Annotated in this window: 23 protein-coding genes, 1 tRNA gene and 1 pseudogene; 17 read left to right on the top strand and 8 right to left on the bottom strand. The window is 71.0% G+C overall.

The window, feature by feature from the left end; all coding sequences use genetic code 11:
• Positions 1–125: 125 nt before the first annotated feature.
• From ACFQUZ_RS16980 to ACFQUZ_RS16945, 8 genes are all read left to right on the top strand, one after another.
• Entirely contained in the window at positions 126–1,568 is a 1,443-nt protein-coding gene (locus ACFQUZ_RS16980; RefSeq protein ID WP_377443167.1) for an O-antigen ligase family protein, read from the top strand.
• Positions 1,555–2,991: a lipopolysaccharide biosynthesis protein gene (locus ACFQUZ_RS16975; protein ID WP_377443166.1), complete on the top strand. Its 1,437-nt coding sequence runs from the start codon at positions 1,555–1,557 to the stop codon at positions 2,989–2,991. The genes ACFQUZ_RS16980 and ACFQUZ_RS16975 overlap by 14 nt, the downstream gene beginning before the upstream one ends.
• Entirely contained in the window at positions 2,988–4,097 is a 1,110-nt protein-coding gene (locus ACFQUZ_RS16970; protein ID WP_377443165.1) for a polysaccharide pyruvyl transferase family protein, read from the top strand. The genes ACFQUZ_RS16975 and ACFQUZ_RS16970 overlap by 4 nt, the downstream gene beginning before the upstream one ends.
• Positions 4,097–5,248, top strand: coding sequence for a glycosyltransferase (locus ACFQUZ_RS16965; protein ID WP_377443164.1), 1,152 nt, complete (start codon positions 4,097–4,099; stop codon positions 5,246–5,248). The genes ACFQUZ_RS16970 and ACFQUZ_RS16965 overlap by 1 nt, the downstream gene beginning before the upstream one ends.
• Positions 5,245–6,075, top strand: coding sequence for a glycosyltransferase family 2 protein (locus ACFQUZ_RS16960; RefSeq protein WP_377443162.1), 831 nt, complete (start codon positions 5,245–5,247; stop codon positions 6,073–6,075). The genes ACFQUZ_RS16965 and ACFQUZ_RS16960 overlap by 4 nt, the downstream gene beginning before the upstream one ends.
• The gene (locus ACFQUZ_RS16955) at positions 6,072–7,244 is read left to right on the top strand and encodes a glycosyltransferase (RefSeq protein WP_377443160.1); all 1,173 of its coding nucleotides are present in this window, start codon (positions 6,072–6,074) and stop codon (positions 7,242–7,244) included. Before ACFQUZ_RS16960 ends, ACFQUZ_RS16955 begins: the two co-directional genes overlap by 4 nt.
• A gap of 134 nt (positions 7,245–7,378) precedes the next feature.
• On the top strand, positions 7,379–8,647 hold the full coding sequence (locus ACFQUZ_RS16950; RefSeq protein ID WP_377443158.1) for a DUF1800 family protein: 1,269 nt from the start codon (positions 7,379–7,381) through the stop codon (positions 8,645–8,647).
• A 1-nt stretch (position 8,648) separates the two neighbouring features.
• Positions 8,649–9,908 (top strand): DUF1501 domain-containing protein, encoded by a 1,260-nt coding sequence (locus ACFQUZ_RS16945; protein WP_377443156.1) that lies wholly within the window; start codon positions 8,649–8,651, stop codon positions 9,906–9,908.
• Positions 9,909–9,944: 36 nt separating this feature from the next.
• Here the strand turns inward: ACFQUZ_RS16945 and ACFQUZ_RS16940 are convergent, their stop codons facing one another.
• Positions 9,945–10,997: an LCP family protein gene (locus ACFQUZ_RS16940; RefSeq protein WP_377443154.1), complete on the bottom strand. Its 1,053-nt coding sequence runs from the start codon at positions 10,995–10,997 to the stop codon at positions 9,945–9,947.
• A gap of 147 nt (positions 10,998–11,144) precedes the next feature.
• Positions 11,145–12,449, bottom strand: a complete 1,305-nt coding sequence (locus ACFQUZ_RS16935) for a sugar transferase (protein ID WP_377443152.1) — start codon at positions 12,447–12,449, stop codon at positions 11,145–11,147.
• Positions 12,450–13,375: 926 nt separating this feature from the next.
• Here ACFQUZ_RS16935 and ACFQUZ_RS16930 point away from each other — a divergent pair.
• The 3 genes from ACFQUZ_RS16930 to ACFQUZ_RS16920 all read left to right on the top strand — a co-directional run bounded on the left by ACFQUZ_RS16930 (position 13,376) and on the right by ACFQUZ_RS16920 (position 16,127).
• On the top strand, positions 13,376–14,209 hold the full coding sequence (locus ACFQUZ_RS16930) for a class I SAM-dependent methyltransferase (RefSeq protein ID WP_377443150.1): 834 nt from the start codon (positions 13,376–13,378) through the stop codon (positions 14,207–14,209).
• Positions 14,210–14,211: 2 nt separating this feature from the next.
• Complete coding sequence (locus ACFQUZ_RS16925) at positions 14,212–15,045, top strand: MOSC domain-containing protein (protein ID WP_377443417.1); 834 nt, start codon at positions 14,212–14,214, stop codon at positions 15,043–15,045.
• A gap of 113 nt (positions 15,046–15,158) precedes the next feature.
• Positions 15,159–16,127, top strand: coding sequence for an expansin EXLX1 family cellulose-binding protein (locus ACFQUZ_RS16920; RefSeq protein WP_377443148.1), 969 nt, complete (start codon positions 15,159–15,161; stop codon positions 16,125–16,127).
• 105 nt (positions 16,128–16,232) lie between these two features.
• Here the strand turns inward: ACFQUZ_RS16920 and ACFQUZ_RS16915 are convergent.
• Positions 16,233–16,318 (bottom strand) — tRNA-Leu (locus ACFQUZ_RS16915).
• Positions 16,319–16,464: 146 nt separating this feature from the next.
• Positions 16,465–16,944, bottom strand: a complete 480-nt coding sequence (bcp, locus tag ACFQUZ_RS16910) for a thioredoxin-dependent thiol peroxidase (RefSeq protein ID WP_377443146.1) — start codon at positions 16,942–16,944, stop codon at positions 16,465–16,467.
• Positions 16,945–17,124: 180 nt separating this feature from the next.
• Here bcp and ACFQUZ_RS16905 point away from each other — a divergent pair, with 180 nt between their 5' ends.
• The 4 genes and pseudogenes from ACFQUZ_RS16905 (at position 17,125) to ACFQUZ_RS16890 (ending at position 19,891) form a co-directional block, all read left to right on the top strand.
• Entirely contained in the window at positions 17,125–17,850 is a 726-nt protein-coding gene (locus ACFQUZ_RS16905) for an energy-coupling factor ABC transporter permease (protein WP_377443144.1), read from the top strand.
• Positions 17,847–18,248: pseudogene (locus ACFQUZ_RS16900) on the top strand (PDGLE domain-containing protein); the annotation flags it as partial. The gene ACFQUZ_RS16905 and the pseudogene ACFQUZ_RS16900, both read left to right, overlap by 4 nt.
• A gap of 99 nt (positions 18,249–18,347) precedes the next feature.
• Positions 18,348–19,118, top strand: coding sequence for a cobalt ECF transporter T component CbiQ (gene cbiQ, locus ACFQUZ_RS16895; protein ID WP_377443142.1), 771 nt, complete (start codon positions 18,348–18,350; stop codon positions 19,116–19,118).
• Positions 19,115–19,891, top strand: a complete 777-nt coding sequence (locus tag ACFQUZ_RS16890; protein ID WP_377443140.1) for an energy-coupling factor ABC transporter ATP-binding protein — start codon at positions 19,115–19,117, stop codon at positions 19,889–19,891. Before cbiQ ends, ACFQUZ_RS16890 begins: the two co-directional genes overlap by 4 nt.
• Here the strand turns inward: ACFQUZ_RS16890 and ACFQUZ_RS16885 are convergent.
• From ACFQUZ_RS16885 to ACFQUZ_RS16870, 4 genes are read right to left on the bottom strand one after another with little or no spacing between them, the layout of a single operon-like run.
• Positions 19,849–21,213 (bottom strand): hypothetical protein, encoded by a 1,365-nt coding sequence (locus ACFQUZ_RS16885; protein WP_377443138.1) that lies wholly within the window; start codon positions 21,211–21,213, stop codon positions 19,849–19,851. The genes ACFQUZ_RS16890 and ACFQUZ_RS16885 overlap by 43 nt on opposite strands.
• Positions 21,210–21,926, bottom strand: a complete 717-nt coding sequence (locus tag ACFQUZ_RS16880) for a DsbA family protein (RefSeq protein ID WP_377443136.1) — start codon at positions 21,924–21,926, stop codon at positions 21,210–21,212. Before ACFQUZ_RS16880 ends, ACFQUZ_RS16885 begins: the two co-directional genes overlap by 4 nt.
• Complete coding sequence (locus tag ACFQUZ_RS16875) at positions 21,923–22,471, bottom strand: MauE/DoxX family redox-associated membrane protein (RefSeq protein WP_377443134.1); 549 nt, start codon at positions 22,469–22,471, stop codon at positions 21,923–21,925. The genes ACFQUZ_RS16880 and ACFQUZ_RS16875 overlap by 4 nt, the downstream gene beginning before the upstream one ends.
• Entirely contained in the window at positions 22,468–22,986 is a 519-nt protein-coding gene (locus ACFQUZ_RS16870; RefSeq protein WP_377443415.1) for a sigma-70 family RNA polymerase sigma factor, read from the bottom strand. The genes ACFQUZ_RS16875 and ACFQUZ_RS16870 overlap by 4 nt, the downstream gene beginning before the upstream one ends.
• 394 nt (positions 22,987–23,380) lie before the next feature.
• Here ACFQUZ_RS16870 and ACFQUZ_RS16865 point away from each other — a divergent pair, with 394 nt between their 5' ends.
• Both ACFQUZ_RS16865 and ACFQUZ_RS16860 read left to right on the top strand, forming a co-directional pair.
• Positions 23,381–25,234 carry a copper resistance CopC/CopD family protein gene (locus ACFQUZ_RS16865; protein WP_377443413.1) on the top strand — a complete coding sequence of 618 codons (1,854 nt, stop codon included), beginning with the start codon at positions 23,381–23,383 and terminating at the stop codon, positions 25,232–25,234.
• A 13-nt stretch (positions 25,235–25,247) separates the two neighbouring features.
• A complete protein-coding gene (locus ACFQUZ_RS16860) occupies positions 25,248–26,036 on the top strand; it encodes a YcnI family protein (RefSeq protein ID WP_377443132.1) in 789 nt (262 codons plus the stop codon).
• The last annotated feature ends 267 nt before the right edge of the window (positions 26,037–26,303 follow it).

Below are 26,303 nucleotides of genomic sequence, written 5' to 3'. Positions count from 1 at the left end.
GCCCGACCGGTCCGTCATCGGTTCTGGCTTCCGTTCCGCCGTCAAGGCGTGAGCGAACCCGCACGACGGCACGACCAGCGCCACTCTCTGGGCCGCTGGCCGATCAAGGCTGATACGGAGATGTGATGTTCACCGGCGCGGCCCACGACCATCCCCAGGGTGACCGACGCCATACCTCGGCGACGCGGATCAGCGGCGGTCAGGAGCCGACGAGGACACCCGTGGCGTCGGCACGGGAGGCTGGCGCAACCGGACCGGGGCGGGTGGGTCGGCTCCAAGCCCTAAGATCGGCCTCGCGCTTGAGCCGGGGCGGCCGGACACTCGCTGCGGGCCTCCGGTCGGATCCTGACCAGCGCGTCGTGGCCGCGTTGGCGCTCCTGGTGGCGACGCTCGGCCTGATGCCCGTCGCGCTCGTGCCCGCCGACTCCGCAATCTACGCCGGCGTGGCCACCGGAACGCCGACGCTCTACACATACACGGTGGCCATCGCGGTGGTGTTGGTGGTGGTGGCGATGCGCACCCCTCGTCGACTCGGCCGCTCCCTTTTTCTGTGGGTGCCGTTCCTCATCTGGATGGCCGTGTTCGCTGTGCTCTCCTGGGACGCCTCGCCGCGTACCGTGAGCGGTCTGCTGCACCTCTCCCTGGCGGCGGTCGTGTTCGCCATCGGCGCCGCGGCCGAGCGTGCGGACCGTCGACACTCGATCCTGCTCTGGGCATTCGCCGCAGTGGCGTGGATCCAGCTTCTCGCGAGCATCGCGGCAATCGCCGGTTTCCCGCTGCGGCGTATCTCCGGGCAGCAGGCGCTTGACGTGTTGGGCCGCGCCACGGGTCTTACGAGCCACCCCGGCGAGCTGGCGAAGCTCCTGTTCTTTTGCGGCCTGTGCGCGCTGACCCTGCCGCAGCGCGCGGTACGAGACCGGTGGGTGGCCTGGACGACGCTAGGCGCCGTGCTGGTCGGCGTCTCCCTCACCCAGAGCCGCACGGTCCTCGCGGCCGTGGTCTCCATGGTCGTCATCCTGGTGCTGCTCGAGTTCGTCACCGGGCGTTGGCAGAAGAGGTACTTCATTGTCCTCGGCCTCACCGCACTCCTCGCCTTGGTCTCGCTGCCGTGGCTGATCGAACGGTTCACAGCGGATCCGGGCGGCGGTTCCCGGCAACACCTCCTCGGGGTCGCGTGGACGGTGATCCGGGACAACCCGTGGACCGGGGTGGGACCCAACAGCTACGTTGCGGTCGTCGGCACTATCGATCCGCTGACCGCCAGCGGCGTCCCCGTCCACAACGCGTTCCTACTAAGTGCCGCCGAGCTGGGTATCCTCGGCGCGGTGCTGCTGTGGCTGCCGTTCGCACGGACCGCGACGGTGGCCGTCCGCGCCGTCTTCCGGACGCGAACTCCCGAACTGGCCCCTCGCGTCTTGGTCAGCGCACTGCCGGGCCTCGTCCTCATCGGTATGACGGGTTGGGGTCTCATGCAGGGCCCCTACTTTCTTACGCTGGCCCTGGTGACAGGTTACTTCCTGGCCCGTACCCGATCCGGTGGAGTCGCGAGCGGCGATGGTCGCGACTGAGACGGCGGCGCGACGCCCCTCCCTGACGGTCGTCTCGGGGCTGCTGGGTCTCTCCGCCCTGGCCACGCGGTTGACCACTCTTGTGGTCATGGCGTTCCTGACCCGCGGCGCCGGCGTCGAGGCGGTCGGCCTATACGGGCTCGCCACGCTCACCGCGTCCTTCACCGCCGCCGCGCTATCCCTCGGCCTGCCGACATACCTGACGAGGGAGGCCGCCGCCGGGACGGTCGCACCGCCGGTGGTCGCCCGGATCCACTGCGGTCGGTTCGCCGCGTTGCTGTCGGCGGCCCTCGTCGCGTACGGCGTGATCGGCGTACTCCTTCCCGGGGAAGCGCAGCTCGCCATTTTTCTGATCTTCGTCGCCAGCCTCCTCGAACAGTGGAACGAGACGGCGTGGGTCCTCATCCGAGGCAGACCCAAGGCATGGGCCGAACCGCTGACGAACTCGTCCGCCGGTCTCCTGCTCGTCGGCGCGTGCGCGGTCGACACTTGGCTACTGGACGGGCTCAGCCTCGATGACGCGGCCGTCTACTTCCTGACGGCGGCCGTTCTCCGGTCGGTCGCCGCGCTCCTCGTCGTGCGGATCCTGCCATCGCTCCGCGCCTCCCGGGGGGTCCGCTCCGCCCACCATGCCCGGCGCGCGCTGCCGTACTTCGCCAGCGACCTGCTCGGCCTGTTCTACTTCCGCGGCGACGTGTTCGTGCTCGCGTTCTTCGTCACCGCCGCCGAGCTCGGCGAGTACGTGTCGGCGACGGCGATCATCGGGCCGGCGGTCCAGGTCGCGGCATCCATGGGAATCGGCGCGCTCGCCTATGCCGCGCCGCGCCGCGCGGCCGGGGCCGGGGCCGATCAGTCGAACGATCCGCTCACGGTCTTCCGGTTCTTCGGGGTCGCCGGTCAGGGCGCCGCCGGCGTCATGCTCCTCGGCATCCCGATCGCGACTGCGCTGCTCTTTGGCGACCAGGCCGGCGGCATCCCGACCCTGGCGATGGTGCTCACCCTGTTCCTCGCCATGCGGTTCGCCAACTTCGGCCTGTCCGCCCTGCTGCTGGCTCGGGGTCGCGCCACCAGCCGGCTCGTCGTCCTGGTGCTGAGCATCTGCGGCAGCGTCGGGCTGAACCTCGCGCTCGACGGCCGGTACGGTGCGTTCGGCGCCGCCTGGGCGATGGTCCTCAACGAACTGGTCGTGGCGGGATCGCTGATGTGGTTCCTGCGGCTCCGTGAACTCCTGCGACCCGTCGCGGTCTCGTTCGGCATCGTCGCCGCCGCGGCCGTGGCGCTCGTCGGTCTGCTCGCCGTGCTGGATTCCGCGTCGGCGTCCTTCATCCTCGGCGGGGCGATGCTCGTGCTGGCAGCCGTCCGATTCCTGGCTCAACGACGTGCCGTAGGCCAACTGGACGCGGCAAGGACGGAGGACACTTGAGGGTCGGAATAGTCGGGTGGTTCGGGTCGGACAATCTCGGGGACGAGATCCTCCTCCACTCGCTCATCACAAGCGTCCGCGCGGTCAAGGAGAACGCTTCGTTCGTGGTGTTCTCCCCGAAGCCGGACCGCGTCGCCGAACTCCACGGCGTCGACACGGAAAACATGCCCGTACTGCGGGCCCGTGGCGCGTCCGGGCGTCAGGTCGCGGTGCAGCGCGCGATCAAGTCGTGTCAACTGCTGCTTCTCGGCCCCGGGACCGTTTTCCAGGAGCGCTCCCCCCACCTGTCCTGGCCGGGCACCCTGCCGATGTTCGCCCGAATCATCGCGATGGCGAAGCTGGCGGGAACCCCGGTCGCGGCGGTCGGTGTCGGAGTGCGCGAGGGAGGAACCCTGGTCGGCCGGCAGCTGCTCCGGCTCGTCGGCGCCTGGTGTCTCGCGGTCGGGGCGCGCGACGAACGGACCGCTTCGCACTTCGGCTCCGGCGCGGAGGTCATCGGCGACATGGCATACGCCCTGCCGCTACCCGATGTAGCAGGGGCCGATTCTGGTCGCCGTTTCGCGCTGTCGATGCGCCCCCTCGCGCCCGGCCTGGAGGCCTCGCTGGTGGCGGCCACCTCCGGCTGCGCGGATCGGCTCCGGCGGGAAGGTTGGTCCGGCACCTTCCTCCCGATGGCCTTCGGTCGGGGAGCGAACGGCGAGGACGATCGGGTCATCTACGAGCGGGCCTTTCGCGGCCTCCTGGACCTGGATTCCACTCCGTTGGACGGCAGCCGGCCGCTCGCCGGAGCGCTCGGTGATTGGTTGCGGTCGCTCGCGACGAACCAACTCGTCCTCGGCACCCGCCTGCACGCCGCCCTGATGGCCGTGGCGCTCGGGGTACCCACGGTGGCGATCGCGTACGAGCGCAAGGTTCACGACGCCTTCGTCGACTTGGGGCTCGCCGACTACGTGATGAGCCCCGACGTCGACGCCGAGACGCTCCACCAGGCGGCGACCAGGGCGGTCGCGTCGACCGAGCAGTTTCAGCAGGCGGCGGGCCGGGTCGCCGCCCAGGGCCGGGTCGCACAAGCCTTCGTTACGGCGCTCGTGAAGCGGCTCGGCTGATGCGCGTCCTGCTGCTCACCCCGTTCGCGCCCGACGCCCATCACCACCATGCCGCGGCCGACACGATCGTGCAGCTCACGCCGCGCCTGGCCGAACAGGTTGAGCTCTTCGTGTACTCGCCGCAGCACAGCGGCGGCGCCCAGCGGGACGACCTGAAGTACACGGTCCTGCCCGCCACCGTCACCACCCGTCCGAGCTACCTGGACCGGTTCCGGCCGGAACCGGCCTGGCTCCGCCAAGCGTGGCCGCGGGAGGCGACGCGGGAGGCAGCCGAATTGATCCGCCGGATTCGGCCCGATGTCGTCCACGCGGAGTATCTGCAGTCCGCCGAAGTGGTCAGCGTCGACCCGGCATCGGTTCTGGGGTTGCACGACATCACCGAGAAGGTCATGGTGGAGTCGTACCGGGCGTCGTCCGGCCTGGAACGGCCGTACCGGCTCGCCGAGGTGGTACGCACCCGGCGGTTCGAGCGAGCGGCGATCCGGCGGGCGGCCGCCGTCATCACGCTGTCCGACGCCGACCTCGTGGTGGCCGCTAGGTACAACCCCCACACCCTGCTTGCCCGGCCGGGGATCCACGTCGACGACCGGTCCTGGTCGCCCCCGGCGGCCACCAGCCGGCCGCGCCTGGTGTTCGCCGGGGCGATGTGGCGGCGGGCGAACGTCCTCGTGGCCCAGTTCCTCGTTCGCGACGTGATGCCCCTGGTGTGGCGGGACATGCCGGAAGCCGAACTCCGCATCGTCGGAGCGGAACCCGCAGCCGACGTGGTCGGTCTCGGCGGGAGCGACAGCCGGGTGGTGGTAACCGGTGCGGTGCCGGACCTCCGGGCGGAGATGCTCGCCGCCCACACCGTCGTCGTGCCCTCGATCGTGGGCGGCGGTGTGCTGATGAAGGTCGCGCACGCCATGGCCCTCGGCTGTCCCGTCATCACGTCGAGCGGGCCTGCCGACTCGGTTCGCGGTGACGCCTCGATGCTGTACGTTGCGTCCACCGCCGGCGAGATCGCGGCCGCCGTCCGGGCGGCGGTGGAGGCGCCGGCCGACGCCGCGAAACGCGGCCGGCGTGCCCGCGCCCACATCGAGCGGACCTTCCGTTGGGACGACACGGTGCGTTCATACCTGGACGCCTACCGGATAGCGGGTGAACAGTGAGGGTCGCGGCCATCGTCGTCTCCTATAACTCGGCCGGCGAGCTTCCCCTGAGCCTGAGTTGCCTGAAGGCACTGCCGGTTGATGACGTCGTCGTCGTGGACAACTCCTCTGCCGACGACAGCGTCGAGGTGGCGGAGTCCTTCGGGTATCCGGTCGTCTCGTTGCCGAACGTCGGCTTCGGCAAGGCGATAAACGCCGCGGCGGAGACCCTCCCGGACGCCGACGCCTACTTCCTCCTGAACCCCGACTGCCACATCGCGCCCGAGTCGTTCGGCCACCTGACGGAGGCCCTGGAGGCCGGTCCCCGGTTGGGAGTGGTGGCGCCGCTGATGCGATACCCCGACGGGCGGTTCGGGATCTCCTCGGGTCCGGCGCCCAGCATGGCGAAGGAATGGCTGGCCGCGTTGAAGGTCGACCATCTCGTGCCGCGCGGGCTGAAGCGGTACCTGGCGCGCGCGACACCGCTGCGCAAGAAGTTCCAGATGCTGGAGTATCTCGACGTCGAGCCGGTGCGCCGGGTACGCGACGCAGCATGGGTGTCCGGCTTCTGCATGCTGGTCCGGGGGGAGGCCTTCCGGGCCGTCGACGGATTCGACCCCGGCTTCTTCCTCTACTTCGAGGACGTCGACCTGTGCACGCGGCTGCGCGCGAACGGTTGGGGCGTCGCGTCGGTCGGGACGAGCGTCGCCGAACACAAGGAGAGCGCGAGCACCGCCGCGGCCGGAAAGACCGGCCTGTACCGGTCCGGGATGTACGTCTATTTCACCAAGCACGGCACGCGAGGCGAGCGATTCCTCGCCTCGGCCCTGAGGAGGCTGCCGATTTGAAGGTTCTGTTCGTAGCGCCATGGATTCCGGCGTCGTTCCGGCCACGTAGCCTGGTGCTCCTCGACATGCTCGCCGCCGAGCACGACATCCGCTTCCTCGGGCTGGTGCACGACGAGAGGGAGGCGCGGCTGGCGGAGCAACTTCCGGTCCAGCACCGGGTCCTGGTTCCCAACACGCGCGTCGGTTCCCTGCTCCGCTCCGCACGGGCAGCCTGCACCGGGGTCTCGCTGCAGACTGGGTACGCGAGCCCCAAGGCGCTCACCGACGCGCTGCGGCGGGAACTTGACGAGTTCCAGCCGGACGTCGTGCACCTCAACGTCTTCCGCACCGTGCACTTGGTCGAGGCGTGCGGCCGGACGCCGGTCGTGGTCGACCTGGACGAGTTCCGCAGCGAGTACTACGAGCAGTTGGCCTCCCACGGGTCCAACTTCGCCTGGCGGGCGCTGGGTCGGGTGGAGGCACCGAGGATGCGAGCCCGGGAGGACAAGCTGCTCAGCATGGGTGTCCCCCTGATGCTGTCCGCGCCAACCCCGCCCGGGCAGGAGCGGCCCAACACCTTCCTCGTCCGGAGCCCGTGCGACTTCTCAGTGCAGCGGCAGGCGGGGCCGATCGGCAGGACGGTCCTGTTCGTCGGCCGGCTCAGCTACGAGGCGAATGTCAGCGGTCTCATGTGGTTCGTGCGCGAGTGCTGGGACGGTATCCGGAAACTCGTCCCGGATGCGCGGCTCAGGATCGTCGGCTCGGACCCGCCGAAGGCCGTTCAGGCATCGGTCGGCAACGGCATCGAGCTCTATCCAAATGTGCCGGCCGTGGAACCACACTATTCGGACGCCGCCGTCGCCATCGCGCCGATCTTCCGGGGCACCGGCGTCCAGCTGAAGCTCATCCAGGCGATGTCGGCCGGGGTTCCGAGCGTTACCACAAGCACCGTGGCGGACCGCGCGGGAGTGGTGGACGGTGTGCACGTCCGCGTCGCCGACGACCGTGCCGGCTGGATCACGGCGGTCAGCGAGCTGCTGTCCTCGCCGGAGACCGCTGAGCGGCTCGCCGTCAACGGACGCGGGTGGGTCGTGGAACACCACAGTTCGGCGGCGGTCCGCCGGCAGATGCGCGCGGCATACGCGTCACTGTCGCCGGAGGCGCAGCTGGATGCCGGCTCCGATCGCTGAGCCGGGCCGGCGGCGTCGTCCAGGTGAGCTGGCGTCTCCGGGACCGTCGGCCCCACAGCGCGAGGCCGGCATCGGCTCAGGTCGGTGCCGGCCCAGGATTCGTCGGCGCACCGGCGTCGCATACATTGGCTGACATGGCCGCGGACGTCTCGCTACTGCTTCACCGCGCCGGCTTCGGTCCCACGTCCGCGGAGCTGGCTGCGGCACGGACGGTCGGGTATGCGGCGACCGTCGCCGCCCTGACCGCTCCGACGGCGCCAGACCTGGGAGCCCCGCAGGCTCCCCTCCCCGAGCTCGGCCCGGATCCCTTCGCTCGATTACGTGCTCCGACCCTCGCCCAGCGGGCGAAGGCGGACGAGGAGCGGCGGCAGCAGACGAAGCGGATCACCCTGTGGTGGCTGGACCGCCTCACGGTCGCGACGCACCAGACCCGCGAGAAGCTGTGGTTCTTCTGGCACGGGCATTGGGCGACCTCAGTGCGGAAGGTCATCCGTCCGCAACTGATGCTGACGCAGCACAAGAGCCTGCGCAGCTCGTTCGACTTCGGGGTGATGGCACACCGGATGATCAGCGATCCGGCACTCATCTACTGGCTCGACGGGCAGCTCAACACCCGGACCGCCCCCAACGAGAACCTCGGTCGGGAGCTTCTGGAACTCTTCATGCTCGGCATCGGCAGATACACCGAGCGGGACGTCAAGGAGGCGGGTCGCGCGCTTACCGGCTGGAAGATCGACTACGACGGGGGACGGGCCCATCTCAGTCCTGCCTCGCACGACGGCGGACGGAAGACCATCCTTGGCGTGACGCAGGAGTTCGACGCGCACTCGCTCGTCGACTTCCTGCTCAGGCAGGAAGACTGCTCGGTCTTCGTAGCGGAGCGGCTGTGGTTCCGGTACGCCTCGTCGACCGAGCCGATCCCGCGATCCACCCGGGACGCCATGGTGCGGGCATTCCCAGACTCGATGTCGATGTTGCGGAAACTCTTCGAGGACGACGCGTTCCAGGCCACCGCCGGTGGTCTGGTGAAGCAGCCGACAGAGTGGTTCGTCGGCGCTCTGCGGCAGCTGGGTCTGCGCCCGGCGAAGCTGTCCGACGACATGCAGACGTACTGTCTCAACGGTTTGGATCGGCTGGGGCAGTTGGTGTTCGCGCCCCCGAGCGTCGAGGGGTGGCCCGCGGGTGCCGACTGGTTGACGGTCGGCGGCGCCCAGGTCCGCCTCAACCTCGCGGGCCGGATCGCGCAGTTGGTGCCGGTTGGGCGGCTGACTCCGGAGGGCGTGGCGCACCTCCTTGCTGTCGATACATGGACCAACCGGACGTATACGGCCATGAAGGGCACGACCGACCCGCAGCGTTTGTTGACCCTGGGCCTGGCGAGCCCCGAATATCTGGTGACGTGACATGGACGCACTGACTCGGCGTAGGTTCCTGCTGGCTTCCGGCGTCACCGGCGGCGTCGCCGTCGCGGCGGGTGCGGGGTGGTTGGGCCTGGCGGATCTCCTGCGGACCGCGAGCGACGTGTCCGCGGCCGAAGACCACAGGAAGACCCGCAAGCTGGTCATTGTCACGTTGTACGGGGGCAACGACGGCCTGAACACGGTAATCCCGTATGCGGATCGGGCGTACTACGATGCGCGACCTGAGCTCGCCCACGAGCCCGACCGGGTCCTTAGGCTGGACGACTCGCTCGGCTTACATCCCGTGCTGAAAGGCCTGAGTCGGCTGTGGAGTGACCGGCGCCTCGCAGTCGTGCTCGGGGCCGGATACCCCAATCCGGACCGCAGCCATTTCCGGTCCATGGACATCTGGCAGACCGCCTCGCCCAAAGATCCGGCCACCTCCGGCTGGGTCGGCCGGTGGCTGGACGGCACCCGGGCCACCCCGGAGGCCGCGGTCAGCTTCGAGCCTTTCCTTCCGCCGCTCCTGGTGGGGGAGAGCCGCACTGGGGCCTGTGTGAGCATCGGTGGGCTCAAGTTGCCAGCCGGAGTCACCACGGGCATGATCGGCGTGCTCGGGCGGCCGGAGCCGAACGAGTCGGAGATGCGGGCGCGGGCGGCTGACTCCTACGCCAACCTAGTCAAGATCGACCAGCTCATCAGGGACGCCGAGGCGGCGGAGGCTCCGGACGCCACCGCCGAGCTGGACACTCCGGCCACTGCGACGGGCGGGGCGGGCGTACTCTCCGCACAGCTCTCCCGCGTCGCTCAGTGCGTCGAGGCCGGCGTGCCCACCCGGCTGTACTCCGTGAGCCTGGGTGGGTTCGACACGCACGCGGCAGAGCGCTCCGGTCACGAGTTGCTGCTGGGCCAGCTTGACCGGGCGTTGACCAGCTTCGCGGACCGGCTGGCCCGGACCGAGGCCGGTCAGCGGGTGACGGTGGTTGTCTACAGCGAGTTCGGCCGTCGGGTCCGGGCTAACGCGTCGGACGGCACCGACCATGGCACCGCCGGCCCGGTCCTCGTCCTTGGGCCACAGGTCGCGGGTGGGTTCTACGGCGAGCAGCCGAGCCTGACCGACCTGGACGACGGCGATCTCAAGGCGACGACGGACTTCCGCGACATCATCGGTACGCTGCTGGCGTCGGTCCTGGACGCGGACCCGGCACGTTATCTCGGCGGCGGGTACTCCCCGAAGCTGCTGCCGCTCCTCACCGGCACCTGACCTCCAGCGCTTCGTCCCCGGTCCTCCACACCGGGCCTACTTTCCGAGGCTCAGGATTTCGGGCACGGCGTCCCGGCGGACCGCGTCGTAGAACGCCTTCGCCTTGTCGGTGTTCGCGAAGACGACGCTCTCGCCGCCGACCCGTCCAGTGCCCTTCGTCGGGCTGGTCAGGAACGTCAGGTTGCCGCTGCGCAGGTTTCGCATGTCGGTCGCCATGTCCAGCATGGACATCTTCTCGTCCACCGACACCGAGTTGGATGACGCCCGGACGAACGAGTTGAGCCGTCCCGGGTTCGTGACGATCCCACCGGACACCGCCTTGTCCAGGATCGCCCGGATTACCTGCTGCTGATGCCGGATGCGGGCGAAGTCCCCGTCGGCGAACTGCTTGCGCTGCCGCGAATAGTCCAGTGCCGCCTCGCCGTCCATCCGCTGAATGCCCTGGTTGAAGGTGCGGTACGGCGGGTGGATCGAGGTGAAGGATTTCTCCACGTCCACCTCGATCCCACCTAGCGCGTCGATGATCTCCTTGAACCCGGCGAAGTCGATGATCATGACGTGGTCGATCCGCGCCGAGGTGAACTTTTCCACCGTCTGCACCATTAGGGGCACCCCGCCCCAGGCGTACGCAGCGTTGATCTTGGCATCTCGGCCTCCCCGGCTGCCGTCCTTCGAACGCGGCACCGACACCCAGGTATCCCGCGGGATCGAGATGAGCTGCGCCGCCGACCGATCCTCCGGGAGGTGTGCCAGGATGATGGTGTCGGTACGGGAACCCGATGTCCTTTCTGGATCGCGGGAGTCGCTGCCGAGTATCAGAATGTTCATCGCGCCCTTGGCGACCGTCTGAGGACGGCTCTCCTCCGGCACGTCCTGGAAGGCGTCGACACGGTCGATGTCGGACTCGACGGATCGCAGGTACAACGCGCCCGCGATCAGACCACCCCCGCCGACCAACGCCAGCACGAGGAAGGTGATCAGAGCGACCCGTTGCCACCGTGGACGCCGTCGCTTGTCAGCAGGCTTCGGTGCGTCCTGGATGTCGTGCGACTGGGTCTCGGGCTCCGCGTGCTGGCGGCGAAAGGGCATGGCGTGATGCTAGCGATTCACGTTCCGCGCCGAGTACCCCCATCCGGCCCGGCCGGGACCACCAATCCAGGAGATTGCACGCGGCCGGACGGGCCAGGTCGGGTGCGGCGTCGGCCGCGGGCGCCCCGCTGCTCGCCGCGCCGGATGTCAGCGGCCACCGCCGCGGACAACCTCCGCGACGGTACGGACGACCACCTTGGCATCCAGCCAGAGCGACCAGTTCTCGATGTAGTAGTTGTCGAACCTCGCCCGGTCGGAGATCGGTGTGTCACCACGCAGGCCGCTGACCTGCGCGAGCCCGGTGAGCCCGACCGGAACCCGGTGCCGCGACGCGTAGTTCGGGTACTCCTCGGAGAACTTCTCCACGAAGTACGGCCGTTCCGGCCGCGGCCCGACCACGCTCATGTCGCCGCGCAGGATGTTCCACAACTGCGGCAGTTCGTCGAGAGACGTGCGGCGCATGAACCGGCCGGTGAGACTGACCCGCTTGTCGTGTGCGATCGACCAGTTGGTCTGGGACTCCCGGTCGTCCGCGGGGCGCATCGTCCGGAATTTGATCACCTTGAACGGCTTGCCGTACCGGCCGATCCGCTCCTGGCGGAAGAAGATGCCGGGGCCGCCGTCGACGAAGGTCACGATGGCGCAGAGCAACAACACGGGGCTCAGCGCGAGTAACGCGACGCTGGCGAACAGCACGTCGGAGGCGCGCTTGATCGCCCACCGGGGCCCGGAGAGGGAGATGTCATGGATTTTGGCGATCGGGATGGCCCCGATGTGGTCCGGATATCCACCCTGCGATCGGGAACCCCACAGTCGCGGTACCACCCAGAGGTCACACCGGGCACTGAAAGGCCGGAGCAGGGTGTCCATGAGTTCGGCCTCCATACAGTCCGGATCCGCGATGACCAGGACCTCGCACTCGGTCAGTTCGACGAGCCGATCCAGGTCACCGAGTGTGCCGATCAGCGGCTGGGAACCGACGACCTGGCGCGACGGGGCGTCGACGAACCCGACGAACCGGAGGCCGTACCGGGGATAGCGGCGCAGTAGCCGGGCGAGGTCGACGCCGATGGGGCCGCTGCCGATGACGATGGCGTTGTGTTCCACCCACCGGCGCTTACGCAGCAGCACCGTGAGGTATCGGCTGACCGCGCGGCCCAGGAGCACCAGGCCCGCGGACAGCGCGACTCCCCGCATGAATCCGGCTACGTAGTCGACCGACGAATGCCGTTCGGCCGCGATGATGGCCACGACCGCGGCGGACGCCAGCAGCCGGCCGGCCAGGACGGGCAATTCATCCAGGATGCTCAGGTGCCGGCGGGCGCGGTAAAGACCACCGATGGCGAACAGGGTCACCGTCAGGGCGGCGTTGGCGAGGGTGCCGCGCCAGTAGTTCTGGGACAACAGCAGCGGGGCGAGCAACGCGACGACGTCGATCGGTAACGTCAGCATCCAGGCCCTGGACCAGCTGATCCGGGACGACGCGCGGGATCTGGCATACGGCAGGACGGCGGTGGTTTCCAGACCGGTCGGGACCGGGACCGGCGGTCCACTCGCCGGAACCGGCGGGTGTCCGCCGTCTCCGAGGCCGGCAATGACCTCGTGTGATGCCACGCCTCCCTGCGATGTCTGCGTGGTGGTGCGAGCCGTCGCCGGATGGCTGGGCACTGGTGGACCTCCCCGTGAGCGCCCGGTCAACGTGTGAGGACCCAGACGTCCAGAGAATACGGTCGGGCCGGATGCGCCACTATATCTACCAGGTTGGTTTCGGTTCCTACTTTGGGACGACCGGAACGGCTGGTACGTCGCGGCGGACCGGGTCAAAGACCTGGCCGGGCTTGTGTTCGTCGACCAACACCACGCCTTGCGACCCGATGTGGCCCGTGCCCCGGGTGGGGCAGGTCAGAATCGCAGGTTCCCGCTGCGCAGGCGTCGTATCTCCGAGGTCACGTTCCACGGTGGATGTTGACTTATCCACCGTGACGGCGTCGCCGTGGCGCGGACGAGCGGGTTCAGCTTGGCCGAGCTGGTCAAGGTACCGCCGAAGATCGGCTTGTCCAGGATTGCCTCTATTTACTGCTGCTGGTGCAGGATCCGGGGGTATGGGCCGCTCGCGAGAATTACTACGATCACGGCTATGAGCCGGGTGGCCCGCTGCGACCGCTGGCGGTGACGAGAGGGCATCCCGGTCGGCTCCGGCGTCTGATCGACGGTCGAGAACCGAGCTCACGGGCTCCGCGTAGATCGGGCGATCGGGCATGTCGTGATGCTATTGAGTTTCGCTTTTGGCGGTGCACCCCCGTTCGGGCCGAACGAACCGTCCCGTGAATGAAAACTTTCACACCACCGGGCGGGCCCATCCTGGTAGAACCACTCCCGTGGACCGAATCAGAATCCGGCGCGCCATCGCCCGTACCCCGCTCGCGCCGGTCGCGGCCTTTCCCAAGCGACTGCGGGCGGTCGCCCGCCACGACGCGAAGCTGCTGGGCACCTCGGCCCGCTGGCTGGTGCGGTCCCGTGAGCACCACAACTACACGTACGACCTGACCCCGCTGAGCCGCGAGCACCTGGCCTGGTTCGTCAGCCTCGTCTGTGCGGTCCCGGTGGACCGGGTGCGCGGATACCTCGCCGAGATCGAGGGCGACGAGGAGTTGCGCCGGCACATCCTGCGGACCACCACGGCCTCCGCGCGGCGCGGGCTCGCCGACCGCGAGGTCCGCTACGCGCGGCGCATCGGTTGGTACGCGATCGTGCGCGCCAGGCAGCCCCGACACGTGGTCGAGACGGGCGTCGACAAGGGGCTCGGCAGCGTGGTACTGGCCTCGGCGCTGCTGCGCAACGCGGCCGAGGGACACCCGGGTCGACTCACCTCGCTGGACATCAACCCGGAGGCCGGTTACCTGGCCAAGGCCGAGCCCTGGTCGACGGTGACCGACCTGGTCATCGGCGACTCGATCGCCTCGATCGGCGCGCTGGACCGGCCGGTGGACCTGTTCCTGCACGACAGCGACCACAGCGTCGCGCACGAGCGGCGCGAGTTCGAGGCAGTCGAACCCAGGCTCGCCGAGGGCGCGCTCCTGCTGACCGACAACGTCACCACCACGAACGTGCTGCCCGCGTACGCGGAGAAAACCGGACGCCGGTTCCTGGCCTATCGCGAGACACCGGCCGGCCACTGGTTCCCGGGCGACGGCATCGGCGCGAGTTGGTGAGAATACGACTCGCGTCCCTGCACACGTACCCGGTCAAGGGCTGCCACCGGCTCGACCACGACACCGCCGTGACCCAGCCGTGGGGGCTGGCGGGTGACCGGCGCTGGATGGTGGTGAACGACGCCGGCGTCGGGGTCACCCAGCGCGAGGCGACGGGCCTGGTCCGCCTGCGCGCGGAGCCCCGTCCCGGCGGCCTGGTGCTGCGCGCCGCCGACCGGTCGGACCTGGTGGTGCCCGAGCCGGTGGGATCAGGTCACGTGCCGGTGCGGGTATTCAACAACCGGATGGCGGTGCCCGCCCGGCCCGCCGGCCCGGCGGCCGACGAGTGGCTCGGCGACCTGCTGGGTCGCCCGGTCCGGCTGGTGTGGCTGGGCGAGCCGACCCGGCACCTGCCCGACGGCAGCCGTCCGGTGGATCCCGGGGATCGGGTCAGCTTCGCCGACGCGTACCCGATTCTGCTGGCGAACCAGGCGTCACTGGCGGCGCTGAACGGCTGGCTGGCGGACGACGGCGACGAACCGTTGCCGATGGCGCGGTTCCGGCCCAACCTGGTGGTCGAGGGCGCCGAGCCGTGGGCGGAGGACGGGTGGGTCGGAAAACTGATCCGCGTCGGAGCCGTGGAGTTCCTGGTGGCCGGGGGATGCGACCGGTGCGTGGTGACCACGACAGACCAGGAGACCGGGGTACGCGGCAAGCAGCCGCTGCGGGTGCTGGCCAAGCACCGCAGGTTCGGCCGGGATCTGCTGTTCGGCGTGCATCTCGTGCCCCGGCCGGTAGCCGGCGATCTGGTCGGCACGCTCTCCGTGGGCGACCCGGTGCTTGTCGAAACCGGTTGACCGGGTCGGTGGCGCTGGCGAGAACCCCGGGGCGGCGTTACCGCCGGTGTGCCCCTTAACTTTGGGTTAGCGGAATTGCCCTGGCCGGACGCGCTCGGGCAGCATGGCCCGGTGTGACCGACGAGCCGCAGACCGCAAGCCAGCAACCGGCCCGTGGCACCCGCCGCGCCCCGCACCGCTGGTCGAGGCGCTGGCTCGTCGGTGGTGGGACGGCGGTGCTCGCGGCGGTGGTAGGGGTGGCCGTGGCGGTGCAGGCTGGGGGCGCCCCCGCCTGCGCGGCGGCCCTGAGCGCCCCACCCACCGGCGGCACCGCCCACCAGGGCAAGGCCACGTTCTACGACTCGAACGGCGGGGGTGGCAACTGCTCCCTGCCGGCGGCGCCGGCCAACCGGATGTACGTGGCGCTGGGCCCGGGCGAGTACGTCGGAGGCGCCGCCTGCGGCGGCTACCTCGATGTCTCCGGCCCCAAGGGCAAGGTCCGAGTGCTGATCATGGACCAGTGCCCGGAGTGCCCGACGGGACACATCGACCTGTCCAAGGAGGCGTTCGCCCGGATCGCCGATCCTGTGCGGGGCATCGTGCCGGTGACGTACCGGGGCGTGGTGGACCCCACGTCGGTCGGCCCGCTGACCTTCCGGATGAAGGACGGGGCGTCGCGGTACTGGTTTGCCGTGCAGGTCGGCAACCACGGCAACCCGTTGCGGTCGGTTGAGGTCCAGCCGGCCGGCGGCGGTGCCTTCCGATCCGCCGTCCGGCACGACTTCAACTACTGGATCGTCGACGCGGGCATGGGCCCGGGTCCGTACGCGATCCGGGTGACCGACGTGTACGGGCACCGCGCCACCGCCACCGGCGTCAAGATGCTGCCCGAACAGGTGCAGCTGACCGGTACGTACCTCTACGGGAGCGGGGCCGGTCGGGGCGCGGCCCGGCCGACGGCGTCACCCACCCGCCGGCCGTCGCCATCCCCGTCGGTCACCGTCCCGGCGTCGTCCCCGACCGCTCCGGCCCCGAGCACGACCGCGGGCCTGCTGACCGGGATCGGGCCGGCCACCCCCACCGGCGCGTCGGCCTGCGGCTGACCCTCCCGGTGCCGGTGCCGGTGCCGGTGCCGGTGCCGGTGATCGGGTGTCCGGTCACCCTGCCCCGACATCGCCGATGTCGAGTCGCGCGGCGTCTTGATCATGTGGTGCGGGAGGGGGGTTTCGAACCCCCACGTCCTTTCGGACACAGGCTCCTAAGGCCTGCGCGTCTGCCGTTCCGCCACTCCCGCCGACCCGGTGATTCTAGTGCCTCCCTCGGGGCTGCCGCCCGAGCCGGGGCCGGGCCAGCCGGCCCGACCGTGCGCGAGCCGGGGTTGCCCGTCGGCCGCCACGGCGTTGGCGGCGGTCGGGGAATCGCCTGAACCCCGGCGAACAGTCAGTCCAGGCCGAGGTCCCGGCGCAGCTTGGCCACGTGGCCGGTCGCCTTGACGTTGTACAGCGCCTGCTCGATCCGTCCGTCGGCGTCGATGACGAATGTGGAGCGGATGACTCCGGTCACCGTCCGGCCGTACATCTGCTTCTCGCCGTACGCGCCGTACGCGGTCAGCACCTGCTTGTCCTCGTCGCCGACCAGGGGGAACGTGATGGCGTCCCGGTCCCGGAACTTCGCCAGCTTGGCCGGCTTGTCGGGGGAGATCCCGATCACCTCGTACCCGGCCGCCTGGAGCGACGCCAGCGAGTCGCGGAAGTCGCACGCCTGCTTCGTGCAGCCGGGGGTCATCGCCGCCGGGTACGCGTACAGGATGACCTTCCGGCCCCGCAGGTCGGCCAGGTGCAACGGGGCGCCGGTGTCGGTGGGCAGGGTGAAGTCCGGCGCGGGATCGCCGGGCGACAGGCGGGGGGTGGGCTCGGTCATGCCGGTGACCATACCGTGCCGTGCTCGCCCGAGATCGACTCGATGTCGGCGGCGTTGGGGGGGTCGCGGTGACGGAGCCGCAGCACGCTGCCCGTGAACCAGCGCCGCGCTGTTGCCATATATTGGCAACAGCGTAAGAGTGGTGATGCCGTCCAACCGCCGGGGACCAGGGGAGGTCGCGTGGACACAGTCGCGATGCACATCTCGAACGGGATCATCAACGGCTCCGTTGCCGCGATCTTCGCGGCGTTCGCGCTCGCCGTGCTGACGCTCTGCGTCGCCCGCGGCCGGCGGGACCTGGACGACCGGCTGGCCCCCATGGCCGGCCTGGTCGCGGCCTTCGTCTTCGCCGTGCAGATGCTCAACTTCCCGATCTTCACGGGCGCGGTCAGCGGCCACCTGCTCGGCGGTGCCCTGGCGGCCATGCTTGTCGGCCCGTGGGTGGGCGCGCTGTGCGTGGCGGTCGTGCTCGTCGTGCAGTCGCTGGTCTTCGGCGACGGCGGCGTGGCGATGCTCGGCCTGAACGTCACGAACATGGCGCTCATCGGCACCGCGGTCGCGTACCTGCTTATCGCTCTGCTGCTGCGGGTGCTGCCGCGCACCCCCGCCGGCCTGGCGATCACCGCCTTCGTCGCCTCGGTGGTCAGCGTGCTGACCGCCGCGATGGCCTTCGTCGTCCAGTACGAACTGGGCGGCACCACCGATCTGGGCGGCGGCATCGGCGCGCTGGCCGGCACGATGGCCGGCTTCCACCTGGTCATCGGGGTCGGCGAAGGGCTGATCACCGCCACCACCGTGCTCGCCGTCGCTAAGGTGCGGCCCGATCTCGTGTACGCGTTGCGCGCACTGCGCCGCCCGCCGGTCAGTGCGCCGGCGCCCGCCACCGTCCCCGGAGGTGCCCGGTGAACCGCCGATCCTGGACCTTCATCGCCGGCGGACTGCTGGTCGCGCTGCTGCTCGCCGGTGTGGTCAGCAACCTCGCCTCGCCGCACCCGGACGGGTTGGACTCCTCACTGCGCGAGGGTTGCACCTTCGACGCCGAGGACAACATCACCGGCGGTGACTGCCCGGCCAGGGCGGCCCAGGACCACGAGCTGGCGGACAGCCCGCTTGCCGACTACGGCATCCGGGGCATCGAGAACGCATACCTGTCCACCGGCCTGTCGGGGGTGGCCGGCGTGCTGCTCACGTTCGCGGTGGGTGGTGGCGCGTTCTGGCTGATGCGCCGCCGATCCGTCCTGGCGGCCGACGCCGACGGGACCGGCCGGGCAACCGACGCCGAGGTCAGTTCCGGGCCCGACGCCGACCTCGGGTCGGGGGCCAACCCCGGGGCCGGGTCCGGCACGGCGGGCGGCGGCCCGGACGGCCGGTCGTCGAGCGCGGGAACGCGAGGCTAGGCGTCGGTGGGCGCCGGCCACGCACACGTCCTGCACCTCGATCACGACTCACCGGTGCACCGGCTGGCGCCCGAGGTCAAGATCGTGGCGATGGTGGCCTTCACCCTCGCGGTGGTGGCCACCCCCCGGCACGCGTTCTGGGCCTTTGTCGCGTACGCCGTGCTGGTCGCCGTCGTCGCCAGGCTCGCCGGGATCGGCGCCCGTTGGCTGCTCACCCGGTCGTTGATCGAGGTGCCGTTCGTTCTGTTCGCCGTGGCGCTGCCGATCATCGGAACCGGCGAGCGGGTCGACGTACCAGGGATGTCGCTGTCCGTGGATGGCTTGTACGGCGGCTGGAACATCGTGGCCAAGGGCACGCTCGGCGTGCTGGCCTCGTTGCTGCTGGCCGCCACCACCTCGATGCGGGATCTGATCGTCGGCCTGGACCGGCTGCGCTGCCCGCAGATAATCACCCAGATCGCCACCTTCATGCTGCGGTACCTCGACGTGCTGATCGGCGAGGCCCGCCGGATGCGGGTGGCCCGGATCTCGCGCGGTGACGACCCGCGCTTCCTCTGGCAGCTGCGCGGCTTCGCCGCCGGTGTCGGCGCGCTGTTCCTGCGCGCGTTCGAACGCGGCGAGCGGGTCTACCTCGCGATGGTGTCCCGCGGCTACACCGGGCGGATGCCGGCGGTGTGGCGGTCGGCCGGCGCGGCGACCGTCGAGCAGTGGGCCGTCGGCGCCACGGTGCCGGTCATCGCGGCCGGCATCGCGGTGGGCGCGCTGCTGCTGCAATGATCGCCCCTGTGGAGACCGTGGCCTCGCTGGACGTCCGTGGTGTCCGGTACGCGTACCCGGACGGCCATGTCGCGCTGCACGGCGTCGACCTCACCGTGGCGCCGGGCGAGCGGGTGGCCCTGCTGGGACCGAACGGCGCCGGCAAGACGACCCTGGTGCTGCACCTCAACGGCATCCTCACGCCCATCGAGGGAACGGTGAGCGTCGGCGGGCTGGCCGTGCGTCGCGACCGGGCCACCCTCGCCGAGATCCGCCGCCGGGTGGGGATCGTCTTCCAGGACCCGGACGACCAGCTGTTCCTGCCGACGGTCGCCGAGGACGTGGCGTTCGGCCCGGCCAACCTGGGGCTGCGCGGCGCCGAACTGGCGGCCCGGGTGGACGAGGCGCTGGCCGCGGTGGGCATGTCAGAGCACCGGGACCGGATGCCACAGCACCTGTCGTTCGGTCAGCGCCGCCGGGTCGCGGTGGCCACCGTGCTGGCGATGCGACCGGAGATCCTGGTGCTCGACGAGCCGTCGTCCAACCTCGATCCGGCGTCCCGGCGGGAGCTGGCCGCCATCCTGCGCGGGCTCCCGGTGACCATGCTGATGGTGACCCACGACCTGCCGTACGCGCTGGAGCTGTGCGACCGGTCCGTGGTGCTGGACGGTGGCCGGATCGTCGCCGACGCGCCAACCGCCGACCTGCTGCTGGACGCCGAGTTGCTGGCTCGGCACCGGCTGGAACTGCCCTACGGCTTCGATCCACGGGTGGCCGGCGCCGGCCCGCGCTGATCGCCGGCGTCGCCGCGCTGGTCGTCGCCGTTCCCACGCTGGTCGTCGCCGTTCCCACGCTGGTCGTCGCCGCGCTGGTCGGAAGCCGGTGCCGTGGCGGCGGACAGTCGGGCCGCGCGTAGCCGCAACACCCCGGCCAGCGCCACCCCGTAGCCGAGCACCACCATGGCGAGGACCAGCCACCGGTACGCCGGGGCGGGCCAGACCGAGGGGACCACCGAGTTGGCGAACGCCGCGCCGTTTGCCACGCCGGCGAAGGTGCCGACGCACACGCCGGTGAGGGCGAACCCGAAGCCGGCCGCGGAGCGGCGGGTCATCGCGTACCCGGCGACGACGAGCGCACCGAGGCCGCTGAGGGTGGCCCATCGGGGGCCGGTGAACAGCCCGGCGAGGACGGCGGGAAGCCCGTCCGCGGTGCCGTCGGCCACCCGGCCGACGGCGAGCGCGATGGCGCCCAGCCCGGCGACCGCGCAGAGCGCGGCGAGCGCGACCCGGGCCGGACCCCGCCCACTGGCCCGGCCCTGCCCGTCGGTGGTGTCCCGCCCGCCGCCGGTGGTGCCCTGCCCGCCGGTCGTGCCATGCTCGCCGGCCAGGTCGAGCGGGTGTCGGGACGGCGTTCCGGGCGGGGCCGGCGTGCCGCGGAGCCCCGGCGTGCCGACGGCGCCCAGCAGGCCGATCAGCCCCGCTCCGATCAGGCCGGCCAGCCACCACCGGCCCGGGCTGGGCGGCGGCAACCAGTCCAGGGTGCCGCGCAGGTCGACGTTCCGGGTGCCGTCGCGTAGCGGCACCACCCAGTCGGCGACCCGGTGCGGCCGACCGGGGTCGGCCCGTACCGGATCCGGAAGCCCAGCACCCACCCAGCGGGCCCGCTGGTCGTGCCAGCGGGCCACCGGTTCCTCGGCGACCTTGCGCCACCGTGGCGGGCTGGCCGGATCGGCCTCGGCCGGGACGGGTGTGTCGCCGGCCAGGGTGCGATTGGTGTACGCCGCGGGGGAGCCGGCGTTCTCGTACACCCCGTCGGGGCGGATTTCCAGGTATGGCTCGCCCGCGTAGCCGAGCACCTCGATGGTGCGCCCGGTGTGGTTCGTCAGTTCCAGCCGGGCGCCGGCCTCGATGGCGCGTGCCCGCAGGCCCGGCACCGCGGGCCGAAACCCGACGACGGAGCTGCGGAAGTCGGTCCCGGCCGGCGCGTCGGCGCCGTGGGCCAGTGCCGGGGCGGCGGCACCGGCTGAGTCGACCGCCAGCGCCGGGGCGGCGGTCACCGCCGTGCCGGCCAGACCGATGACCAACCCGACGAGCAGCCGGACCACGCGACCGGTCACCTGATGGCGTCCGCAACGGCCGCGGCGAGGTTGTCCGGCGTGGGATTCTCCAGGGCCTTGCCGTTGACCAGGACCGTCGGGGTGCCGCTGACGCCGTTCTCGCTGGCCGTCTCGGTGGCCTGCCGGGTCCACGGCTGGTATTTCTGGTCCTGGACGCAGCCCTCGAACCCGTTCGCCGTGATCCCGGCCTGCCGGCCGATCTCCACGAGCCGCTCGTTCGTCAACCCCGCGGTGCCCTCGGGTGGCTGCTGGGCGAACAGCTCCTTGGCGTACTCGCGGTACTTGTCGTACTCGGCGGCGCAGCCGGCGGCGGCCGCCGAGCGGGTGGAGTACTTGGTGGTGGAGGCCCGGTCGAGGATGGCGATCGGGTGGTAGCGCACCGTCACCTTGTTCTCCGCCAGCAACCGGTCGATTGTCGCCCCGGACGCCTCCTCGAAGCGTTGGCAGGCGGGGCACTGGAAGTCCTCGTAGATGTCGATGGTCACCGGACCGGAGCCGAACGCCAACGCGGTACCGCCGTCGACCGCGCCGGGCGGCGGGGTGACCTGCGACGAACGCTGGCTGGCCCACACCCCCCAGCCGACGAGCCCGGCGATCACCAGCACCGCGACCGCCGCGACGGAGGTCCAGACCGTCCGCCGGCGGCGCCGTTCCCGGGCGAGTTGCTCGCGGACGACCCGCGCCGAACGCTTCTGATCCTTGCGACTGCTCATCGCGTCTCCTCCACGGCGTCGTCCTCATCAACGGTCGGAACATCCTCGTCGGCGCGACCCAGCGCGCCGTCGACCGACCAGGCGGTGCGGGGCCAGGTCAGCAGGAACCCGGCGAGCACCAGGAAACCCAGGTCACGAACGATCTCGGACCCGTAGTTGGGGCTCTCGCCGGGGCCGAGCTGGCCGCCGTCACCGAAGCAACCGCAGTCGATGGACAACCCCCGGGACCAGGCCGCGGCGATCCCGGCGATGAAGAGCACCAGCAACACCGCCGACACCCCGGCGGCGAACCGGGTGGCCAGGCCGACGAGCAGCAGCAGACCCAGCGCCAGCTCCACGAACGGCAGCGCGGCACCGATCACGGTCGCCACGTCGCCCGGGAAGATCTGGTACGCGTTCACGGCACGCCCCGAGGCGGCCAGGTCACCGACCTTGGTGCCGCCGGCGATCAGCCAGACCGCGGTCAGACCGAGCCGGACCAGCGTGCCGAGCCACGGCCGGCCGGTGTGCCACCGCAGGGCCCGCTTCGACGGTTCGGTGGTCAACTGGCCATCGCCTGGCTGACCGCCGCCACGAGGTCGGCGCGGGCCCGGGCCACCCGGGAGCGGATGGTGCCCACGGGCACGCCCTCGATCTCGGCGGCCTCCGCGTACGACAGGCCGAGCACCTGGGTGAGCACGAACGCCTCGCGGCGGTCGGCGGCCAGGGTGCGGAGCAGGTCCGCGGCGCCCAGCTGGCCGGCGGGATCCGGGTGCGACACGTCGACCTGGGCGTGTGCGGTGAGCCGGGCGTCGAGCCGCCGGCGGCGAACCACGGTCCGCAGGTGATCCGCGCAGGCGCGGCGGGCGATGCCGAGCAGCCAGGTGCGGACGCTGGACCGGCCGGCGAACCCCGGCAGAGCGCGGAACGCCCGCAGGTAGGTTTCCTGGGTCAGGTCGTCCGCGCTGTCCGGATCGACCAGGGCGGCGGCAAATCGCCACACGTCGGTCTGGGTGGCGCGGACGAAGGCCGCCTGCGCCGCCGGATCACCCTCCCGGGCGGCCAGCGCGTACCCGGTCACCGGGTCGACCTCGGCCGGGTCATCGCTCGCGCGCCTGCCGGGACTGCCCGGCTCGTACTGGGCGGGAATCACGTCAATCGAGACTACGCGTGCCGACGGTGGGTGGCAGGGCCCTTGGTCCCATCATGTCGTAGCTAACGTTCGGGAACTTTCCGGCCCGGGGACGCGACTACCCGACGTGCATTGTGGCGAGGTTTCGGCGGCGGCGTTCGGCCCGGATGACGCCCCGCCGGCGACCTCGCCGCGCGGGGACACCGGCGGATCGGCGAGCATGTCCGTCATGACCCCTGCGAAGCACGTCCGGCCGCCGTGGCCCGCCGTGGCCCCGCCCGCCCCGGTCCGCGTCCGGTTGTCGTGGTCCGCCGTGGCCCGGGGCCTGCTCGCCAGCCTGCTGATGACCGCCCTCACGGTGCTGCTCGGACCGATTTCCCCGGTGGCCGCCCACGCCGTCCTGTCGAGCAGCAGCCCGGCCAACGGCGCGGTGTTGGACAACGCCCCGGCGGAGGTGGTGCTCACCTTCAGCGAGAGTGTGCGCAAGGTGCCCGACCGGATCCGGGTGATCGCGCCCGACGGTAAGCGGGCCGACCGCGGTGAGCCGACGTTCGCCGGCGCCGTGGTGACCATTCCGGTCGATCCGTCGGGATCGAACGGCACCTACCTGGTGACGTACCGGGTGGTTTCCGCCGACAGCCACCCGGTGTCGGGCGGCTACACGTACTCCGTCGGCGCGCCCTCCACACCGCCCGCCGACACCGGGGACGCGGGCGGCGACCAGATCGATCCGGTGGTTTCGACCGGGGTAAAGATCTTCAAGTACCTGGGGTACGCGGGGCTGGCCCTGCTGATCGGTTCGGTGCTGGTGGTCACCCTGCTGTGGCCGCGCCGGCTGTCCCGGCAAGGTCCGGCCCGGGTCGCCTGGACCGGGCTGGCGCTGGTCGGCGTGGCCACCGTGGGCGGGCTCTGGTTGCAGGTGCCCTACACCGGCGGCGGAGGCCCGTTCGCGGTGAGCGGTGCCGCGCTGCGCGACGTGATGAGCAGCACGTTCGGCACGTCCCACCTGGTCCGGCTGGGGCTGCTGGTGGCGATCGGCATCCTGCTCCGCCCGGTCCTCGTCGGTCGGGCCGGGCGGACCGACCTGGTGCTGCTGGCCGTGCTCGGACTGGTCGGGCTCGGCACCTGGGCACTGGCGGGTCATCCGGCGGCCTCGCCGGTCCCGGTGGTGTCCGTGCTCGCCGACACCGTGCACCTGGCCAGCATGGCGGTCTGGCTGGGTGGGCTCGCCATGCTCGCGGCGTTCCTGCTCCCCCGGGCCACCGAGCGGGAACTGACGGCGATTCTGCCGATCTGGTCGCGCTGGGCCGCCCTGGCGGTGACCACGTTGCTGCTCGCCGGCACCGTGCAGGCGCTGATCGAGGTGAGTACGCCGGCCGCGCTGGTGGAGACCGCGTACGGCCGGCTGCTGATGGTGAAGATCGGCCTGTTCACCCTGGTGATCGCGGTGGCGGCGGTGTCCCGCACGGTGGTGCGTCGGCGGCAGGCGGCGGCCTGGGCCGAGGAGGTCGCGGCGCCTTCCGACGCCGAGCCCGACATCGAGCCGGTGGCCGATGCCGATGACGACGCCGAGCTTGCTGCCGACGTGGAACCTGACGCCGACGCCGAGCTTGCTGCCGACGTGGAACTTGACGCCGACGCCGATGCCGAACCGGTGGCCGACCACGGTGACGCGGCCCTCGACACCGACGTCACCGCGGGCACGCCCGACGGGCCGGCGGTGGCCGGTGCCGTCGGTGCCGGCCGGCCGCGCGGGCTGCGCCGGCTGGTCGTGGCGGAGATCGCCGTGGTGCTGGTGGTACTCGGCTTCTCGGCCGTGCTGGTGCAGGAGACCCCGGCCCGGACGGCGATCGCCAACGAGGCCGCCGCCGGCAGCCGGCTGTTCAGCACGACGGCTACCAGCGACCTCTACTCGCTCCAGGTGGAGGTGGATCCGGCCCGCACCGGCAACAGCACCATGCACCTGTACGCGTACAGCAAGGACAACAAGCCGCTGCCGGTGGTCGAGTGGAAGGCCACCGCGGCGTTGCCGGAGAAGGGCGTCGAACCCATCGAGGTGCCGCTGCTGCCGATCACCGACAACCATGCCGCCGGGGATCTCAGCCTGCCCGCCCCTGGCGCCTGGCAACTCCGATTCACCCTCCGGCTCTCAGACATCGACCAGGCGACGGTGACCGTCACCGCGCCCATCACCTAGGAAGGAACTCCCCATGCTCCGTTCCCGGCGTACCGCGGCCGTCGCGGTTGCCCTCACCCTCGGTGCCGGCACCGCCGGTGTGTTCGGTCTGGCCGCACCGGCCGCCGCGCACGTCTCGGTGAACCCCAAGGAGGCGACTCAGGGCGGGTACGGCCGGTTGGCCTTCCGGGTGCCGACCGAGAGCGACACCGCGTCCACCACCAAGGTGCAGGTGGTGCTGCCGGAGAACGCGCCTGTCGGGTCGGTGTCCACCATGCCGGTGCCCGGCTGGACGGTCAGCGTGGCGAAACGCAAGCTCGACCCGCCGATCGAGGTGCACGGCAGCCAGGTCACCGAGGCGGTGTCCGAGATCACCTGGACGGCCACCGGGGACGCGGCCATCAAGCCTGGCGAGTTCCAGGAGTTCCCGGTGTCCATGGGCCCGCTGCCCGAGGTGGACAAGATGGTGTTCAAATCCCTGCAGACGTACTCGGACGGCTCGGTGGTCCGCTGGATCGAGGAGCCGCAGGCCGGTGCCGAGGAGCCGGCGAACCCGGCGCCGGTGCTGACGCTGACCGCGGCCTCGCCGTCCCCGGGCGCGAGCGGTGCGCCCGCGCCCGACGCGGCCCGGGACGACGACGGTGACGGCGATGACGACGACGGTGGCGGCGCCGCGGTGGGCCTCGGGATCGCCGGGCTGGTGGCCGGCCTCGGCGGCCTCGCCCTTGGTGGTCTGGCCTTCGCGCGGACCCGCCGGAGCGGCACCCCGTCCGTGGCGAGCGGCGGTACGACCACGGGCAGCGGCGGCCCGACCAGCGCCTGAGCCTGCCCTGCCGGTCTCGAAGGCTGATTGACCGGCGACCGACCGGCGAGTGGCCCTCCGTGCTGCCGACGCGGAGGGCCACTGTCACCGGGGGATCGGTGCGGGCAAATCGCCCCGGATCAGCCTAGCCAAATCGCCCTCTTAAGGGTAGTTCAGTGCGCTCTATGCGATTTCGCCGCCGTCCGCTGGCCAGTTGCCCGTTTTCGACGGCGAGTCGGCTCGAACTCCCCCGTGTTCTCCGCTGGAGACGTAACACGCAGTAGTCGC

The sequence above is a fragment of the Plantactinospora sp. GCM10030261 genome (assembly GCF_042666615.1).
GTDB lineage: Bacteria > Actinomycetota > Actinomycetes > Mycobacteriales > Micromonosporaceae > KBS50.
Note: the sequence above shows the minus strand (reverse complement) of the source record. Positions and strands in the feature narration are given on the sequence as shown.